Origin of the sequence: Burkholderia oklahomensis C6786 (assembly GCF_000959365.1) — a bacterium.
Taxonomy (GTDB): Bacteria; Pseudomonadota; Gammaproteobacteria; order Burkholderiales; family Burkholderiaceae; genus Burkholderia; species Burkholderia oklahomensis.
In genome coordinates this window covers 347,672-365,552 of the sequence record NZ_CP009555.1, presented here as the reverse complement: position 1 = coordinate 365,552, position 17,881 = coordinate 347,672, and the positions used below count along the sequence as shown (strand labels likewise).

Sequence of the window (17,881 nt, the reverse complement as noted above, 5' to 3'; positions counted from 1 at the left end):
GCTTGCCGCGTTTGCGGCACGCGGGCTTGCGGCACGCGGGCGGGGCAGGGCGGCGCGCGTTTCGCGTGCGATCAAGTCGTGAAAGAACGAAGCGGCAAACGGGGCGAGCCCGTTTGCCGCTTTTGACCGAAGGGCGGTGATATGCGTCGTGCGTGGCCGCGTATGATCGCGCGCGTCACTTGTCGTCGCCCTGCGCGCCGCGAAAGAAGCGCCCGAGCTCGGCCGCGAGCTCGTTGAGCACGCCCATTTCCTGCTGCGTGATCTTGCGCGCCGGCTGGCCGGCCGCCCAGTCGCCGTACAGCAGCGCGACCGCGTTCTGCTCCGCGACCACGGGCAGCAGCACGAATGCGCGCGAGTCGTCGAACGCGTCCAGATACCACGCGGGCAGGCGCTTGACCATCTTCGGGTCGCGCGCGTTCTCGATGAAGATGCCGACCGAGTTCGTGATCGCGAGGTGGAACACGTCGGGCTCGAACGTCTCGTGAAAGCGCAACCGCTCGAGCTGCGCGTCGACGTCCGGACCGAACCCGAGCCGCGCGGCGAACGTGCCGTCGTCGCGCCGCACGAACATCACGGTGCGCGTGAATGCGAGGCCCGCGAGCACGCTTTCGGACGCGAGCGCGAGCACCGGGCCGAGCACGTGCTCGGACGGCAGCGCGCGCAGATCCGCGAGGCCCGCTTCGAGGCACGCCTGCGGGTTCGACGCGCCGCGCGCGATCTTGTCCGCGTTCGCGCGCAGCTCGACGATCTCGCGCATCACCGTGTCGCTCGTCTCCTCGCGCGACAGCGACGCGGCGATCTCGGCGAGCTCGTCGGCATCGGCGCCGAGCACGCCGTGAAAGCGATGCGCGAGCGCCGCGATCCGCGCGTCGCGCTGCTGCGCGTGCATCGACGTGAGCGCGGCCGCAACCTCGGTCGAGCAGTGGCTCACCGCACGCAGCCACTGGACGTCGTGCGGCGCGCCGTCGTTCGCGTCGAAGCGCGTCATGCCGGCGCGGATCAGCTCCGGCAGCCGCCAGCGGGACGCCGCCTCGAGGCCGATTTCGTCGAAGCCGACGCCGAGCACCGCGCGGCATGCGGCTTCGTCGTCGTCGTCATGCTCGGCCGCGCGCCGGCGGATCTCTTCCCACTCGGCGTCGAGATAGCAGACGACGAGCAGCTTGCCGACCTGCCGCATCAGCGTGCAGACGACCGCTTCTTCGCCCGCGCGCAGGTCGACGTGCTCGGTCAGCTTGCGCGCGACGCAGCCGGACAGCAGCGCGCGGTTCAGTTCGAGCTTCGCGTCGATGCGGCGCGGCGCGCTTTGATGAAAGTGGTCGACGAGCTTGAGCCCGACGACGAGATGGCCGACGGCGTCCATCCCGAGCACCATCAGCGCGCGCGTGACGGTCGTGATGTTGCCGCCGAACGCCATGTACATCGCCGAGTTCGCGAGCCGCAGCACCTTCTGCGTCAGCGCGAAGTCCGACAGCACGACGCGCACGAGCGCCGTGAAGTCGAGGTCGTCGTTCTTCATCGCGGCCATCGTCGCGCGCAGCGCGTCCGACAGCAGCGGAAAATCGCCGCGCTCGTTCATCCGGGCCCAGAGCTTGTCGAGCAGCGCCGTTCGCGGCAGTTGTGCGGTGATTGGCATACGATCAGTGATTGAGAAAGCCCGCGGCGTGCGTCACGCGGTTTCGTGCAGATACAGCTCCTGCGCTTCGAAGCGCTGCGCGAGTTCCTCCGACGGCAGCGCCTGGCAGACGAGCCAGCCTTGAATGTGGTTGCAGCCCATCTCGGTCAGCAGCGTGCGCTGCGCCTCGGTCTCGACGCCCTCGGCGACGAGCTCGAGCTCGAGCGTCTGCGCGAGGCCGACGACCGCCGACACGATCGCGCGGTCATTTCTCGACGTCAACAGATTTTCGACGAAACTGCGGTCGATCTTCAGCTTCGCGAGCGGGAAGCTCTGCAGGTACGCGAGGCTCGAATAGCCGGTGCCGAAGTCGTCGACCGCGAATCGGATGCCGAGCTCGGTCACTTCCTCGAGCAGCGTCTTCGCGTGATTCGGATCGTGCATCAGCAGGCTTTCGGTGATCTCGAGGACGATTCGGCACGGGTCGATGCCCGTCAGCTTGATCGCGTCGCGCACGCTCTGCGTGAAGCGCGGATCGCGAAACTGCTGCGGCGACACGTTGACGGCCACGTATTGCAGCGCGATCCCTTGCCGGTCCCACGACACGAGCTGCATGCACGCGGCCTTCAGCACCCAGTTGCCGAGATAGTTGATGAGGCCGATCGATTCGGCGAGCGGAATGAACGTCGCCGGCGCGACGAGTCCGTGCACCGGATGGTGCCAGCGGATCAGCGCCTCGACGCCGACGACGGCGCCCGTGTGGCTCTTCGTGATCGGCTGGAAGTGCAGCGAGAACTCGCCGTTGCGCACGCCGTTGTAGAGATCGGCTTCGAGCTTCAGGCGCTCGGCGTCGGCCGGGTCGTCGGTCGGCTGATGGAAGGCGAGCGCGTTGCCGCCCGCCGCCTTCGCCTGCGCGAGCGCGCGGTCCGCGCGCCGCAAGAGCGGGCTGTGATGCTGCGCGTGCTTCGAGGCGGCGCGCGCATCCGGGTAGATCGCGATGCCGGCGCTCGCCGACAGGTGCACCGCTTGCCCGCCGTGCGCGTAAGGCTGCTGGACCGCCGTCTGAAGCTGCCGCGCGAGCGCCTCCGCCGCGTCGATCGCGGCGACGCGCGTCGGCGCGCTCAGCATCACCGCGAACTTGTCGCTCGCGACGCGCGCGAGCCTCTCGCCGCGCGTCGCGAGCCGCTGCAGCCGCTGCGCGGTGTCGCGCAGCAGCGCGTCGCCCGCGTCGTAGCCGAGCGCGCGGTTGATCCGCTGATAGTCGTCGAGATCGAGGAGGATGAGCGCGGTGCAGCCGCCGCCTTCGTCGGCCGTCTGCTGCGCGCGCATCAGCGCGGGCAGCAGCGCGGACAGGTTGTCGAGCCCCGTCATCGGATCGTGGTGCAGCTCGTACGTGAGCCGCGCCTCGATCGCGCGCCACGACGACACGTCGAACGCCGCGATCGCGAAGCCGTCGACGCCGTGATGGCGGCTGCGCACCGCGCGCACCTCGACGTCGAGCGGGTAGGTCAGCGATTTGACGAGGCACAGCGTCGCCTTCTCGACGTCGCCCGTCTCCGACGCGCGTGCGAGCAGGCCGTCGAGCGTCGCGGTATCCTGCTCGGGGATCAGGTCGCGCAGCGTCAGCGTGTGCAGATAGTCGCGGTGGTAGCCGATGAAGCGCAGGCTCGCGTCCGACACGTACAGGAAGCGCAGATCGCGATCCACGTGAGCGAGGAAATCGACCGCACCGACGGTTTGCTCCAACCAGCTTCGGACCGTATCGTCGGCGCGCGGCGTGCCGGCGCGCGCGGGCATCAGCGCGCCGCCCGACCAAGCGAAGCGGCGGAGCTTGTGAAGTGCGGCGCGCCAGGAGCCCTTGCGGGGCGTTTTGTTCCTGATGGCTTCCATGTTTCTCGCTGGCGTGAAGGGGCTGGAACCGGTGTCCGGACGCAATAACGGCGCATTGTGCCGATTCTTTAGTGTCAGGGAAGAAACGATCTAGAGCATTTCGTCATGTGCGACAGTTCGGGATGCGAACGCGTGCGGCCGGCTTGCCGGGCGCCAGACCCTGTTGAACGTATGGACATTCGAAGACGAGGACTCAGATGAATCGAAAACTGGCAATGGGCGCGGCGGCCGCGCTCTTCGCGCTGTACACGGTCGCGGCCCATGCGGTGCTGAAGGTCGGCGACGCGGCGCCCGAGTTCAGCGCGCAGGCGTCGCTCGGCGGCAAGACCTACACGTACTCGCTCGCCGACGCGCTGAAGAAAGGGCCCGTCGTGCTGTACTTCTATCCGGCCGCGTTCACGACCGGCTGCACGATCGAGGCGCATGCGTTCGCCGACGCGGTCGACGCTTACAAACAGTATGGTGCGACGGTGATCGGCGTGTCGGCGGACGACATCGGCACGCTGACGAAGTTTTCGGTCAGCGAGTGCCGCAGCAAGTTCCCGGTCGCCGCGGACCCGGATGCGAAGATCATCCGCGAATACGACGCGAAGCTGCCGGCGATTTCGAAGGCGAACCGCGTGTCGTACGTGATTTCGCCGGAGGGGAAGATTCTCTATGGGTACACGAGCCTGTCGCCTGACAAGCACGTCGAGAACACGCTGAACGCGGTGAAGGCGTGGGCGGCGTCGCACAAGCAGCCGTGACGGCGGCGGCCGCGTCTCGGGCGCGGGGGCGGGATGCGGCAGCCGCGCCTGGAGCGGGCGCCGGCGGGGGGCATGCCGGGCGCGATGCCGGCAGCCGGGGCCGGCGGACGCGCCGCGCGCCCGGCCCGTTCGTTCAGGCGCGCAGCGCCTGCTCGATCGGCACGCCGCCGCCGACGAAGCCGATCGTCTTCTTCGAGATGCCGAGCTTGATCGCCTCGATCGCCGCCCATGCGACGTCCTGACGCGCGACAGGCGGCGCGTTGTCGAGCCGCTCCTCGGTGAGCGCGATCTTGCCGATGCCCGGATCGTCGGACAGCGGGCCCGGCCGCAGAATCACGTAGTCGATGCCCGACGCGATCACGCGGTCGTCGCCTTCGCGCTTCATCTGCGAGTAATGGCGCAGGAACTCGGGGCTGCGCTCCGGCCAGTACGCGCTCAGCGAACTGATCACGACGAGCTTCTGCACGTTGTGCGCCTTCGCATACTTGGCCGCGCGCGCAACGGCGTCGCGGTCGATCCGCTCCTCCTCGGCCGCGCCTTCGGATTCGGCGGAGCCCGCCGCGTAGATCGCGTGCGTGATGCCGCTGAACGCGGACGAGAAGTCGTCTTCCAGGTCGGCGACGACGACTTTCGCGCCCGGCAGCGCGTAATCCGGCCGGCGCACGAGCGCCGTGACCTCGAAATCCTGCTGCTTGAGCAGCAGGTCCGCGAGCGCGCGGCCCGTGCGGCCGGACGCGCCAATCAGCAGTACCTTCATCGACATGAAACCGCTCCTTGCATTGCGCTGCGTCAATGGCGCCCTCCACGAGGGACTGACGACGAACGTACAAGTGTATGCCGAATTCGCGTCCGATCGTTGGCGCCGAAACGAGATTCGGATCAAGGTCCGGCGCGCGGCGGCGGGCTGGCGCACATGACGGCGCAAGTGCGCGGATCCGTGCCGATCGCCGGTGCCGGGGCGTTCGCGGGCGGCGCGGCGCGGCGGTGGTTTTTCCCGCCGGCTGCGCGGCCCGCTCATTCATGAATAGACGACGGGCTTCGTATCAGGCGTAAGCATTTGTGACACGGCGGCTTCGCACGCGACGGAGAGGCCGGGCGACGCGCTTTCGCGCGATGCGGGCGGCGCGGCGCCGTCGCCCGGGCGCGGCGCGAGAGACGGCATGTCAACGCACGGCCGACGATCCGCGAGGCCGGCGCGCGTGCCGCGGGCGCCGCGCGGATCGGCGCGCCCCGCCCGCGTCGAGCCCGCCCGGCGCGTCACTCGCCCGCGATCGCCGCGCCGCCCGACGCGCCGCGATTCCTCCGCTTCTCGGCCCACACGCGCAGCCGGTCCATGTACAGATAGACGACGGGCGTCGTATAGAGCGTCAGCATCTGCGACACGATCAGCCCGCCCGCGATCGCGATCCCGAGCGGCGCGCGCAGCTCGGCGCCGTCGCCGCGGCCGAACGCGAGCGGCAGCGCGCCGAGGAGCGCCGCCATCGTCGTCATCATGATCGGCCGGAAGCGCAGCAGGCACGCCTCGTGGATCGCATCGAACGACGACTTGCCCTGCCGCGACGCATCGATCGCGAAGTCGACCATCATGATCGCGTTCTTTTTCACGATGCCGATGAGGAGAATCACGCCGATCAGAGCAATGATGCTGAACTCGGTCTTGAAGAGCAGCAGGCCGAGGAGGGCGCCCACGCCCGCCGACGGCAGCGTCGACAGGATCGTGATCGGGTGGATGTAGCTCTCGTACAGGATCCCGAGCACGATGTAGACGGCCGCGAGCGCCGCGAGAATCAGGATCGGCTGATCCTTCAGCGACTGCTGGAACGCCTGCGCCGTGCCCTGGAAGCTGCCCTGGATCGTCGGCGGCACGCCGACCTCGGCCATCGTCTGGTAGATCGCCTGCGTCGCCTTCGACAGCGACACGCCGGGCGGCAGGTTGAACGAGATCGTCGTCGCGACGAAGAGACCCTGATGGTTGACCGACAGCGGCGTCGTGCTCGGCCCGAAGCTCGCGATCGCGGACAGGGGCACCATCGTCGATTTCGACGTCGACACCGCCGCGCCCGACGACGCGCTCGACTTGCCGCTCGACGCGATCGAGTTGAGCGCCTGGTTGCGCGCCGAATCGGCGGCGATCGCGGCGGCGCTCTGCGCCGACGTGCCGGCCGCCGACGTGCCCGCCGACGTCGCGACGTAGGTGCCCGCCGCGGCGTTCGTCGTCTGCGCGCCGCTCGCGCTGCCGCCCGACGTGCTGATGTACACCTGCTTCAGCATCTCCGGGCTCTGCCAGTACTGCGGCGCGACTTCCATCACGACGTGGTACTGGTTGAGCGGGTTGTAGATCGTCGATACCTGGCGCTGGCCGAACGCGTCGTACAGCGTGTTGTCGATCTGCGCGGGCTTGATGCCGAGGCGCGCGGCCGTCGCGCGGTCGATCGTCACCATCGCCTCGAGGCCGCCTTGCTGCTGGTCGGAGTTCACGTCGGCGAGCTCGGCGCGCTTCTGCAGCGCTTCCGTGAGGATCGGCCCCCACTTGTACAGCTCGGCCGTCGAATCGCCGAGCAGCGTGAACTGATACTGCGCGTTGCTCTGCCGGCCGCCCATCCGGATGTCCTGCGCGGCCTGCAGGAACGTGCGCGCGCCCGCGACGTCGGCGAGCTGCGGCCGCAGCTGCTGGATCACCTGGTCGGCCGACAGCTTGCGCCCCGGCTTGTCCTTCAGCGCGACGAACATGAAGCCCGAGTTGGTCTGCGCGCCGCCCGTGAAGCCCGCGACGTTCGCGACGTTCGGATTCGCGCTGACGATGCGCATCATCTCGGTGAACTTGAGCTTCATTGCCTGGAACGACGTCGTCTGGTCGGCCTGGATGCCGCCCACCATGAGGCCCGTGTCCTGCTGCGGGAAGAAGCCCTTCGGCACGACGATGTACAGGAACACGTTGAGCGCGATCGTCGCGACGAGCGTCATGAGGATCGTGCGCGGATGGCGCAGCGCCCACGACAGCGTGCGCTCGTAGCCGCGCTGCATCCGCTCGAAGCCGCGCTCGAGCCAGCGCGCGAAGCGGCCTTCGTCGCGCGGATCGTGCGCTTCGGGCAGGAGGCGCGCGCACATCATCGGCGTCAGCGTGAGCGATACGACGAGCGATACGCCGATCGCGAGCGACAGCGTGATCGCGAACTCGCGGAACAGGCGCCCGACGATGCCGCCCATCAGCAGGATCGGCAGGAACACCGCGACGAGCGACAGGCTGATCGACAGCACCGTGAAGCCGACCTCGCGCGCGCCGTCGAACGCGGCCTGCAGCCGCGGCGTGCCGTTCTCGATATGGCGCGAGATGTTCTCGAGCACGACGATCGCGTCGTCGACGACGAAGCCCGTCGCGACGATGAGCGCCATCAGCGACAGGTTGTTCAGCGAAAAGCCGAGCAGGTACATCGCGCCGAACGTGCCGATGATCGAGATCGGCACCGCGACGCTCGGAATCAGCGTCGCGCGCCAGTTGCGCAGGAACAGGAACACGACCATCACGACGAGGCTCATCGCGATGAGGAGCGTGTGCTCGGTGTCGGCGAGCGACGCGCGGATGGTTCTCGAGCGGTCGAGCACCGGCGAGACCTTGATGTCGGCGGGCAGCGCGGCCGTCAGCTGCGGCAGCGCCGCTTTCACGCGGTCGATCGTCTCGATGATGTTCGCGCCCGGCGACCGGTACAGGATCACGAGCACCGCGCGCTCGCCGTTCGCGAGGCCGAGGTTGCGCAGGTCTTCGACCGAATCGACGACGGTCGACACGTCCGCGAGGCTCACGGCCGCGTGGTTGCGGTAGGCGATCACGAGATTCTTGTACTGCGACGCCTGCGATGCCTGGTCGTTCGTGTATAGCTGATAGCGGTTCGGGCCGAACTCGATCGCGCCCTTCGGGCTGTTCGCGTTCGCCGACGACAGCGCGGCGCGCACGTCCTCGAGGCCGATTCCGTAGTGAAAGAGCGCCTGCGGCTCGAGCTCGACGCGCACGGCCGGGTTCGCCGAGCCGCTCAGGCTGACCTGGCCGATTCCGTCGATCTGCGACAGCGACTGCTGGAGCACCGTCGACGCGGCATCGTACAGCTTCGCGGGCGACGCCGTCTTCGACGTCAGCGACACGACCATGATCGGCGAGTCGGCCGGATTGACCTTGCGATACGTCGGGTTGCTCTTCAGGCTCGCGGGCAGGTCGGCGCGCGCGGCGTTGATCGCCGCCTGCACGTCGCGCGCGGCGCCGTCGATGTCGCGGTTCAGGTTGAACTGCAGCACGATCCGCGCGTTGCCGACGGAGCTCATCGACGTCATCTCGGAGACGTCCGCGATCGAGCCCAGGTGCCGCTCGAGCGGGCTCGTCACGCTCGTCGCGACGGTCTCGGGGCTCGCGCCGGGCAGCGACGCCTGCACCATGATCGTCGGGAAGTCGACTTGCGGCAGCGGCGAGACGGGCAGCTGGACGAACGCGAACAGGCCGGCGAGCGCGATCCCGAGCGCGAGCAGCGTCGTCGCGACGGGGCGGGTGATGAACGGACGCGACAGGTTCATTTACGCGTCCGGATGCGCGGCCGTCGAGCCGGAGCGATCGAAGAAGCCGCGGATGCGGCGCGCGAGCGCGTCGAAGCCGAGGTAGATCACGGGCGTCGTGAAGAGCGTCAGCACCTGCGACACGATGAGCCCGCCCGCGATCGCGATCCCGAGCGGCTGGCGCAGCTCGGAGCCCGCGCCGGAGCCGACGATGAGCGGCACGGCGCCGAGCAGCGCGGCCAGCGTCGTCATCAGGATCGGCCGGAAGCGCAGCAGGCATGCCTGATAGATCGCCTCGCGCGGCGGCTTGCCCTCGACGCGCTCGGCTTCGAGCGCGAAGTCGATCATCATGATCGCGTTCTTCTTCACGATGCCGATCAGCAGCACGATGCCGATGATCCCGATGATGTCGAGGTCGTGCCCGGTGATCATCAGCGCGAGCAGCGCGCCCACGCCCGCCGACGGCAGCGTCGAGAGGATCGTGATCGGATGGATGTAGCTCTCGTACAGCACGCCGAGCACGATGTACATCGTGATGATCGCGGCGAGGATCAGGAACAGCTGGTTCGACAGCGACGCCTGGAACGCGAGCGCCGCGCCCTGGAAGCGCGTCTGGAACGACGCGGGCAGCCCGACGTCGCGCTCGGCCGCGTCGATCGCCTTGACCGCCTCGCCGAGCGACGCGCCCGGCGCGAGGTTGAACGAGATCGTCGTCGAGGGGAACTGCGACAGATGCGACACGAGGAGGGGCGCCGGCCGCTCGTGGAACGTCGCGATCGTCGAGAGCGGCACCTGGCCGCTGCCCGCCGACGGCAGGTAGATGCCGTTCAGCGATTCGGTGTAGTGCTGCATCTGCGGCTCGGACTCGAGGATCACGCGGTACTGGTTCGACTGCGTGAAGATCGTCGACACGATCCGCTGGCCGTACGCGTCGTAGAGCGCGTTGTCGACGGTCGCGGGCGTGATCCCGAAGCGCGCGGCGGTCGCCCGGTCGATCTCGATGTAGACCGACTTGCCGTTGTTCTGCAGGTCGGTCGCGACGTCGGCGAGCGACGGCTCCTTCTTCAGCCGCTCGACGAGCTTCGGCACCCAGGTCGTGAACTCGTCCGGATTCGGGCTCGTCAGCATGAACTGATACTGCGTCGGGCTCACCGTCGAGTCGATCGTCAGATCCTGCACCGGCTGCATGTAGAGCGAAATGCCGGGGATGTTCGACACCTGCTGCTGCAGCGAGCGGATCACGTCGCTCGCCGTCTCGCTGCGCTCGTCGCGCGGCTTCAGGTTGATCAGCATCCGGCCGCTGTTCAGCGTGATGTTCGAGCCGTCGACGCCGATGAACGACGTGAGGCTCTCGACGTCCGGATGCTTCAGGATCTCGGCCGCGAGCGCCTGCTGCCGCTCGGCCATCGCGCCGTACGACACGGCCTGCGGCGCCTGCGTGATCGCCTGGATCACGCCCGTGTCCTGGGTCGGGAAGAAGCCCTTTGGAATCTCGACGTAGAGAAGGGCGGTGAGCGCGAGCGTCAGCAACGCGACGACGAGCGTCGAGCGCTGCCGGTTCAGCACCCACTGCAGCGCGATGCCGTAGCGCGCGATCACGCGATCGATCAGCACGTGCACCTTCGCCTCGAAGCGGTGGCTCTCGGGCGGCGGCGTGTGGCGCAGCAGCTTCGCGCACATCATCGGCACGAGCGTGAGCGACACGATGGCCGAGATCACGATCGTCACCGCGAGCGTGATCGCGAACTCGTGGAACAGCCGCCCGACCACGTCGCCCATGAAGAGGAGCGGAATCAGCACGGCGATGAGGGACACCGTCAGCGAGATGATCGTGAAGCCGATCTGCTTCGAGCCCTTCAGCGCCGCTTCGAGCGCGGAATCGCCTTCCTCGACGTAGCGCGCGATGTTCTCGATCATCACGATCGCGTCGTCGACGACGAAGCCCGTCGCGATCGTGAGCGCCATCAGCGACAGGTTGTTCAGCGAGAAGCCCGACAGGTACATCACCGCGAGCGTGCCGATCAGCGACAAGGGCACCGACAGGCTCGGGATGATCGTCGCGTAGACGTTCGCGAGGAACAGGTACATCACGAGCACGACGAGCGCGACCGCGAGCCCGAGCTCGAACTGCACGTCGCGCACGGCGGCGCGGATCATCGTCGTGCGGTCGGTGACGATCTGCACGTCGAGCGCGGCGGGCAGCGATTCCTGCAGCTTCGGCAGGATCGCCTTGATGTTGTCGACCGTCTGGATCACGTTCGCGCCCGGCTGCCGCTGCACGTTCAGGATGATCGCGGGCTCGGAATCGACCCACGCGCCGAGCTTCGTGTTCTCCGAGCCGGCGACGATCTTCGCGACGTCGGTCAGCATCACGGGCCGGCCGTTCTTGTACGCGACGACGGCGTCCTGGTATTGCTCGGCGCTCGTCAGCTGGTCGTTCGCGTTGATCGTGTACGCGCGCGTCGGGCCGTCGAAGTTGCCCTTCGGCGTGTTGACGTTCAGGTTCGAGATCGTCGTGCGCAGGTCGTCGAGATTGAGGCCGTACGACGCGAGCGCGAGCGGGTTCGCCTGGATCCGCACGGCCGGCCGGTTGCCGCCCGACAGGCTGACGAGGCCGACGCCCGCCACCTGCGAGATCTTCATCGCGAGCCGCGTGTCGGCGAGATCCTGAACCTGCGTGAGGGGCAGCGTCTTCGACGTGACGGCGAGCGTGATGACGGGCGCGTCGGCCGGATTGACCTTCGCGTAGATCGGCGGCGCGGGGAGGTCCGACGGCAGCAGGTTGCCGGCCGCGTTGATCGCCGCCTGCACTTCCTGCTCGGCGACGTCGAGCGGCAGGTCGAGGCTGAACTGCAGCGTGATGACGGACGCGCCCGCCGAGCTCTGCGACGACATCTGGTTGAGCGACGGCATCTGCCCGAACTGCCGCTCGAGCGGCGCGGTGACGGACGACGTCATCACCTCGGGGCTCGCGCCCGGATAGAAGGTCTGGACCTGGATCGTCGGATAGTCGACCTCGGGGAGTGCGGCGAGCGGCAAAAAGCGCAGCGCGACGAGGCCGGCGAGCAGGATCGCCGCCATCAGGAGGGCGGTGCCGACCGGGCGAAGAATGAAGACGCGGGACGGATTCATCGATCAGCCGGCGTCATTGCGACTGGGCCTGCGACGCCGCGCGGCGCTTGTGCGCGCCGGACGCGGCCGACGCGCCTTTCGCGCCCGACGCGTGCTTCGGCTGCTCGGCCGGAATCGTGATCGCCGAGCCTTCGCGCAGCCGGTCGGAGCCGTCGGTCACGACGCGCTCGCCGACCGCGAGCCCGTCGACGATGCTCGTGCGCTCGCCGTCGACGGGGCCGGGCTTCACCTTGCGCACGGTCACGGTGTTGTCCGGCTTCACGACGTAGACGAACTGGCCGATCGAGCCCGTCAGCACGGCCGAGGTCGGCACGATCGTCGCGTCGCGCATCGTGTCGACGAGGAGGCGCGTGTTGACGAACTGATTCGGGAACAGCAGGTTGCTCTTGTTCTCGAACGTCGCGCGCAGCTTCACGGTGCCCGTCGACGTATCGATCTGATTGTCGAGCGTGTCGAGCACGCCGGTTTCGAGCGGCGTCGTGTTGTTGCGGTTGTACGCGGTGATCGACAGCTTGCTGCCGGCGTTCACCTGCTTGAGGATCGACGGCAGGTTGTCTTCCGACGTCGTGAAGATCACGCTCATCGGCTGCAATTGCGTGATGACGACGATGCCGTTCGTATCCGACGGCGTCACGTAGTTGCCCGGATCGACCTGCCGCAGGCCGACGCGGCCCGACACGGGCGCCGTGATCCGCGCGTACGTCAGGTTGAGCTTCGCGGAGTCGATCGCCGCGCGGTCGATCTGCACGGTGCCTTCGTACTGCTTGACGAGCGACGCCTGCGTGTCGGCCGTCTGCTTTGCGATCGAATCCTGCGCGACGAGCGTCTGGTAGCGCTGCAGGTCGAGGCGCGCGGTCGCGAGGAGCGCCTCGTCGCGCGCGAGCGCGCCCTGCGCGTTCGCGAGCGTGATCTGGTACGGACGCGGATCGATCTGCGCGAGCACGTCGCCTTTCCTGACGATCTGGCCTTCCTGGAACGAGACGGACTGCAGGTATCCGGACAGCTGGGTCCTGACCGCCACGTTCGCGAGCGGCGTGACCGTGCCGAGCGCGTTGAGGACGATGGGCATCTCGCCGCGCGCCGCGGCCGCGACCTGGACGGGCTGCGGCAGGTTCGCGAGCGCGGCCGGCCCGCCTCGCTTGCGCGCGCCGCCCGGCTGGCTCGCGGCGGTCGCGCCGCTTGCCCCGCTTGCGCCGTCCTTCCATGGATGCCACCACAAGAGGCCGCCGATCGCGACGACCGCGAGCGTGCAGAACGCGATCAGCTTGCGGTGCGAGCGGGGCGCGTCGGGGCCCGACGGCGGGTGGGCGGGAGAGCGGGGAGCGGGCTTTTCTTGGTTGTCCATCGGTTCGATCTGGATGTCGGCGTGCAGCGCGTACGACAGGCGCGGATGAGCCGCGTTCGCGATCGGCGCGGGCCGGCTGCGGCCCGGTCGCGTCGCGAAAGAGCGGGGTGCGCCGTTAGCGGCGCGAGGTTGCATGATGCTACGTCCCCATGACGGTTACAGTCCAGCATCCAATCTTTCAACGAATTACGGTCGTTACAGATGAACGGATGATGACGGCGCGCGATCGCGCGGCCGGGGCGGCGGCTTGCGGGGGCGTGCGGTTGTCGGCTGCGGGCTGCGGGCTGCGGGCGAAGGGCGAAGGGCGAAGGGCGAAGGGCGAAGGGCGAAGGGCGAAGGGCGAAGGGCGCGCGTCGGGCGTGGGCATCGCGGCCCGCGTGCCGCCCGCGGCGGCAGGCATGGCGAAAGACTGCGCGTCAGCGCGCGCGGTCCGGCCAGGCGGAGCCGCCGATCTCGCGCGTGATCTTCGCGATGCACTCGCGTAGCGCGGGCACCGCGACCGAGCGCAGGAAGTCGGGCGTGCACTGGTGCGCGGAACCGCCGCAGTTGACCGCGTAGCGCTGGCCGGTCGGCGCGACGAAGCCCGCTGCGATTGCATTCAGTTCCTCGCGCCATTCGCCGATCGCGATCGCATAGCCGTTCTGCGCGATATCGGAGAGCGCGGAATTCAGCCGTGCGACGACGAACGGCCAGTCGTCGCCCGCCGCGGCCTGCAGCGCGCCGATCAGCTCGCGCCGCGCGTCGTCCTCGAGCGCCGCGAGGTACGCGCGGCCGACCGCCGTGCGTGCGATGTCCATCCGCGAGCCGGTCTCGAGCCGTGTGACGAGCACCGCCGAGCGCGGGCGGATCACGTCGATCGCGACCATGTCGAGGCGGTCGCGCACCGCGAGGTGGACGGACAGCGAGGTCTTTTCGGCGAGCTCGACGAGGAACGGCCGCGAGCGCGCGCGGATGTCGAAGTTGCGCAGGAAGCCGTTGCTGAGCTCGAGCACCGACGCCGTCAGCACGAAGCGCTCGCTGTCGGGCAACTGGAACAGGAATCCGGCGCTGACGAGCGTCGCCGTGATCCGCGACACGGTTGGCTTCGGGATACCTGTCAATTCTGCCAGTTCCCGGTTGCTGACCGGGGCATCGGAGGCCGCGATGCGACGCAGGACGGCCAAGCCGCGCGCGAGGGCCGTGATTTCGTCGGAGGTGGCTTCCCGTTCCCGGGAAACGGGTTGGGCGTTGGAGCGTGTCGTCACGGATATCTCTCTTTTTCGAAACTTGATTTCAGATTTTTATAAATTGTAAGACGAATACCGGAAAATGCGCACGCTTCGCCATAATCTTTCACGATGCGCAATATTTACTGATTTTCCCTGAGTTTATTAGGGAAATGTCGGGTCGCGCACCGTCGGGAATGAGGAGGGAGCATGTATTTTTCGCTTGACTTGTCGGCCGGAAACGGAAAAAATGTCTCCTAATTTCGAAACGTTGTTTCGTTAGTTTAGTCGGGAACGACGTTCGATGCAGTCTCTCAGGTTCTAGCACGGCCCTCGGAATGGCTAGAACTTTTTTAGCGCCACGGTCTCCGTGGCGCTTTTTTTTTGCCGTTCACAGCTTGATTGGCTGTTCCATATATTGGGATGTGTGCGGAAGGATGTCGGCCTGTCCGGTCTTTGCCGAACGGCGCCGCCGCACGCGGCGAGCGCGCATAAAAAAAGGCGCGGTGCCACGAGGGCATCGCGCCAACCCGGCGTCGAGCGCCGGCGAATCAGCCGTGACGACGAATAGAGCCGGTTGTCACGCCTTCTTGAGCTGGATCGCCGCGGGCTCGGCCGTCAGATAGCCGACGCTCGCGCCGAAGCGGTCCTTGTAGTTCGCGCGCACGAGCGGATCGAGCGTGCCCTTCACCTTGTCGTGCAGCGGCGATTCCCAATCGCCCGCGTGCTGGAAGTTGCTCATGATGTAGGTCCAGCCGTTGATCTCGTCGACTGCGTGCAGGCCCGTCGACTCGGCGCCCGCCGGGCACGACAGCACGCGCGACAGCTTTTTCGTGTCGACGTTGTACGCCCACAGGAAGTTGTTCACGTGCATCCCCGAATCCTCGCCGATGAACAGGGTGCGCAGCTTTTCCGAGAACTTCAGGTTGTCCGGATTCGCGATCTTGTCCGGATTCGCGAGATTGCCGAGCGCGTCGGCCGCGGCCAGGTCCTCGCCGACGAGCGCCGCGGGCGCGCTCATGTCGACGGGCACCCATTCGCTGTCGATCGCGGCGCCCGACGTGTCGCGCTGGCCGCCGCGCATGCCGAGCGCGTAGACGGCGCCCGCCGCGATCTTCTTGTCGAGCGCGACGTCGCGCGACACCGCGTTGCCTTTCACCATCGACGTCTCGAGCCGCGACATCGCCATGTAGACGACCTTGTCCTTCGCGTTCGCGGTCGTCCCTTCGAGCTTCGTGAACGCCATGCTGCCGCCCGCGAGCGCCGCGTAGCGGTGCGTCTCGAGGAACGCGGCCGCGAGCTCCATCCCCGGCTTCACGCGGATCCAGTTGAACTTGCCGCCGAAGTGGATCTTCGCGAACGTCGGATCGGCCGGGTCGGTCGTCGCGACGTCCATGATGTCGGACGCCTTCAGCCGGTTCGCGAGCGCCTCGATCTCGGCGCTCGTCGCGTGGCCGAGCCTGATCCACGTGAGCGTCGCCGCGCCCGCGCCCGCCGCCGACGTCTGCGTCCACTTGCCGACGTACAGCGTGCCCGCCGACAGGTCGGCCGGCTTGTCCGCGACGAACATGAAGAGGCCGCCGTTCGTCGCGTCGTCGCCCATCATCACGGTGCGCTGGTCGGGCATCACGTGGATCAGCTCGTGCGAGATGCGCCCGAGGCAGTAGTGCTTCTTCACGGCGCCCGTGCCGTCCGGGTTCACGACGATCTCGGGCAGGTGGCCGTAGTGGTACGGATTCGCGGCCGTGTCGCTGCCGAAAGTGTTCCGGCTGAACGCCTTGAACTGCGCGTCGGTCGCGGCCTTCGTCGCGTCCGGCTCGTACTCCTCGCTCGACAGGTGCGTGTTCCACGGCGACAGGCTCGCGCCGCACGTGATCCACAGGCCGTGCGCGGCCGACGTGTCGACGTTGTGGTACTTGACGAGCTTGAGCGCGCCCGTCGCCGGGTCCTGATCGAGCGTCAGCACCGCGATCGGCGACGGCAGCTGGCCGTACGCCGAATCGCCGTTCTGGCTGCGCGTCGCGTATTCGAACTGGACGACCGCGAACACCGTGTTGCCCTTCACGCCAGGCACCTTCGCGTCCTTGAGCGTGAGGAGCGAGCTGCCGTCCGGACAGTCGGAGAAGAACTGGCGCTCGCGTCCCGCGACCGTCGCGTCGACGATCGGCCGGTTGTTGATGTCGTAGTAGCCGCCCGCGAGGATCGTGCCGCCTTTGCCGTCCGGCACCTGGTCGCCCGTCACGAAGAACGGCCGGTACGCGAGCTTGTAGTTGCGCGTCGAGCCGTCGCTGAACGATACCGACAGCGTCGAGCCGACGGTCGTCGTCGCCATCGCGGCCGGGTCGGCGAGCGTCGGCGCGGCCATCGGCGCGAACGCGGCGGCCGCGAAGCTGGCCGCGGGCGGCGCGGCCGCGACGTTGTCGTCCCCGCCGCAACCGGACAGCAGGGCGGGGAGCGCGACGCCGGAGAGCGGCAGCATCGGCGCGCTGGCGAGAATCTTCAGGGCATGGCGGCGGGAGGGATTGGGCAACGCGGGCATGGGGAATCCAGTTGTTGTGGGCGACGGAAAACGCGGACGCGCCGACATCGAGCGCGGCGGACAGCGATGAAAACTGGATGGAAGTTTATTTTTTATAAATGAAAGTTTTTTGAATTGCTTTTGTATGAATGGACGGGCGTCTCGCGATGCGGGCGCGGGCGCAGGCGCGGGAGCGGCTCGCGCGGGCGGTGACCGGCCGCGCGGGCGCTGTGCGCGGCGTCGCCCATGCGGCAACGACATGTAAAAAAGAAACGGAAGCGGACAGGTGCGCGTCGGCGCGTCGTATCATGGCTTTTTCGCCACACGGAGCCGCTTTGCCGCGCCATTCGCCATGACGATCGAGATCGCCAACGCAACCGCCATCGTTTCCCGTACCGGCCGCAGCCGGATGTACGCCGCCGCGCTCGCGGCCGTTGCCGCCGCCGCGCTTGCCGGATGCAAGAAGCCGGAAGAAGCGAGTGCGCCGCCGCCGCCCGATACCGCGGCCGTTGCCGCCGCCCGCGCGGCCAGCCAGACGACGCAAAAGCTCGACCAGGTCGCGAGCTTCGTCAATCAGCAGATCGAGGCGGCGAAGCAGGGCGTCGCGTCGGCGGCGTCCGCCGTGCCGCCCGTCACCGCGAGCTCGGTGTCGGCCGCCGCGCAGGCGCACCTGCAGGGCGCCGCGTCCGCCGTGCTCGGTCAAGCCGCCGTCGCGGCCGGCACGAGTCTCGAAGCGGCCGGCCGCAAGCTGCAGCAATGGAGCCAGACGGCCGCGCTGGGCGCCTCGGGCGCGGCCGCCGCAAGCGATTCGGCGGCGAGCAAGTAAACTCCGCTTGCGTCCCGGGTTAAATGTAATTAATATGGTTACACATTGTCGTCGAAGCGGGGTGCGAG

General features: G+C 68.0%; 10 protein-coding genes. 2 read left to right on the top strand and 8 right to left on the bottom strand.

Going from position 1 to position 17,881, the window contains the following annotated elements; translation table 11 throughout:
- Positions 1-175 precede the first annotated feature (175 nt).
- Both BG90_RS01610 and cdpA read right to left on the bottom strand, forming a co-directional pair.
- Positions 176-1,633 carry an HDOD domain-containing protein gene (locus BG90_RS01610; RefSeq protein WP_010114647.1) on the bottom strand — a complete coding sequence of 486 codons (1,458 nt, stop codon included), beginning with the start codon at positions 1,631-1,633 and terminating at the stop codon, positions 176-178.
- A 33-nt stretch (positions 1,634-1,666) separates the two neighbouring features.
- Positions 1,667-3,409, bottom strand: coding sequence for a cyclic di-GMP phosphodiesterase CdpA (gene cdpA, locus BG90_RS01605; protein WP_081469731.1), 1,743 nt, complete (start codon positions 3,407-3,409; stop codon positions 1,667-1,669).
- A gap of 290 nt (positions 3,410-3,699) precedes the next feature.
- Between cdpA and BG90_RS01600 the strand changes: the two genes are divergently transcribed.
- Entirely contained in the window at positions 3,700-4,248 is a 549-nt protein-coding gene (locus BG90_RS01600) for a peroxiredoxin (protein WP_025989742.1), read from the top strand.
- Positions 4,249-4,381: 133 nt separating this feature from the next.
- Here BG90_RS01600 and BG90_RS01595 read toward each other — a convergent pair whose 3' ends face one another.
- From BG90_RS01595 to BG90_RS01565, 6 genes are all read right to left on the bottom strand, one after another.
- Positions 4,382-5,011, bottom strand: a complete 630-nt coding sequence (locus BG90_RS01595; protein ID WP_010114660.1) for an SDR family oxidoreductase — start codon at positions 5,009-5,011, stop codon at positions 4,382-4,384.
- 494 nt (positions 5,012-5,505) lie between these two features.
- Positions 5,506-8,808, bottom strand: coding sequence for an efflux RND transporter permease subunit (locus tag BG90_RS01585; protein ID WP_010114672.1), 3,303 nt, complete (start codon positions 8,806-8,808; stop codon positions 5,506-5,508).
- Complete coding sequence (locus BG90_RS01580; RefSeq protein ID WP_010102593.1) at positions 8,809-11,919, bottom strand: MdtB/MuxB family multidrug efflux RND transporter permease subunit; 3,111 nt, start codon at positions 11,917-11,919, stop codon at positions 8,809-8,811.
- A gap of 13 nt (positions 11,920-11,932) precedes the next feature.
- Positions 11,933-13,264: an MdtA/MuxA family multidrug efflux RND transporter periplasmic adaptor subunit gene (locus tag BG90_RS01575; protein ID WP_025989743.1), complete on the bottom strand. Its 1,332-nt coding sequence runs from the start codon at positions 13,262-13,264 to the stop codon at positions 11,933-11,935.
- 416 nt (positions 13,265-13,680) lie between these two features.
- Positions 13,681-14,508 (bottom strand): IclR family transcriptional regulator, encoded by an 828-nt coding sequence (locus BG90_RS01570; protein ID WP_025989744.1) that lies wholly within the window; start codon positions 14,506-14,508, stop codon positions 13,681-13,683.
- A gap of 541 nt (positions 14,509-15,049) precedes the next feature.
- Positions 15,050-17,008 (bottom strand): PhoX family protein, encoded by a 1,959-nt coding sequence (locus BG90_RS01565; RefSeq protein ID WP_010114680.1) that lies wholly within the window; start codon positions 17,006-17,008, stop codon positions 15,050-15,052.
- 331 nt (positions 17,009-17,339) lie between these two features.
- On the opposite strand from BG90_RS01565, the gene BG90_RS01560 reads away from it, so the two are divergent.
- A complete protein-coding gene (locus BG90_RS01560; RefSeq protein ID WP_010102599.1) occupies positions 17,340-17,813 on the top strand; it encodes a BCAL1086 family glycoprotein in 474 nt (157 codons plus the stop codon).
- The last annotated feature ends 68 nt before the right edge of the window (positions 17,814-17,881 follow it).

What these genes read in the sequence shown, in the direction of transcription:
- BG90_RS01610 (WP_010114647.1), bottom strand. Translation starts at nt 1,633, where the DNA reads ATGCCAATCACCGCACAACTGCCGCGAACGGCGCTGCTCGACAAGCTC.
- cdpA (WP_081469731.1), bottom strand. Translation starts at nt 3,409, where the DNA reads ATGCCCGCGCGCGCCGGCACGCCGCGCGCCGACGATACGGTCCGAAGC.
- BG90_RS01600 (WP_025989742.1), top strand. Translation starts at nt 3,700, where the DNA reads ATGAATCGAAAACTGGCAATGGGCGCGGCGGCCGCGCTCTTCGCGCTG.
- BG90_RS01595 (WP_010114660.1), bottom strand. Translation starts at nt 5,011, where the DNA reads ATGTCGATGAAGGTACTGCTGATTGGCGCGTCCGGCCGCACGGGCCGC.
- BG90_RS01585 (WP_010114672.1), bottom strand. Translation starts at nt 8,808, where the DNA reads ATGAACCTGTCGCGTCCGTTCATCACCCGCCCCGTCGCGACGACGCTG.
- BG90_RS01580 (WP_010102593.1), bottom strand. Translation starts at nt 11,919, where the DNA reads ATGAATCCGTCCCGCGTCTTCATTCTTCGCCCGGTCGGCACCGCCCTC.
- BG90_RS01575 (WP_025989743.1), bottom strand. Translation starts at nt 13,264, where the DNA reads ATGGACAACCAAGAAAAGCCCGCTCCCCGCTCTCCCGCCCACCCGCCG.
- BG90_RS01565 (WP_010114680.1), bottom strand. Translation starts at nt 17,008, where the DNA reads ATGCCCGCGTTGCCCAATCCCTCCCGCCGCCATGCCCTGAAGATTCTC.
- BG90_RS01560 (WP_010102599.1), top strand. Translation starts at nt 17,340, where the DNA reads ATGACGATCGAGATCGCCAACGCAACCGCCATCGTTTCCCGTACCGGC.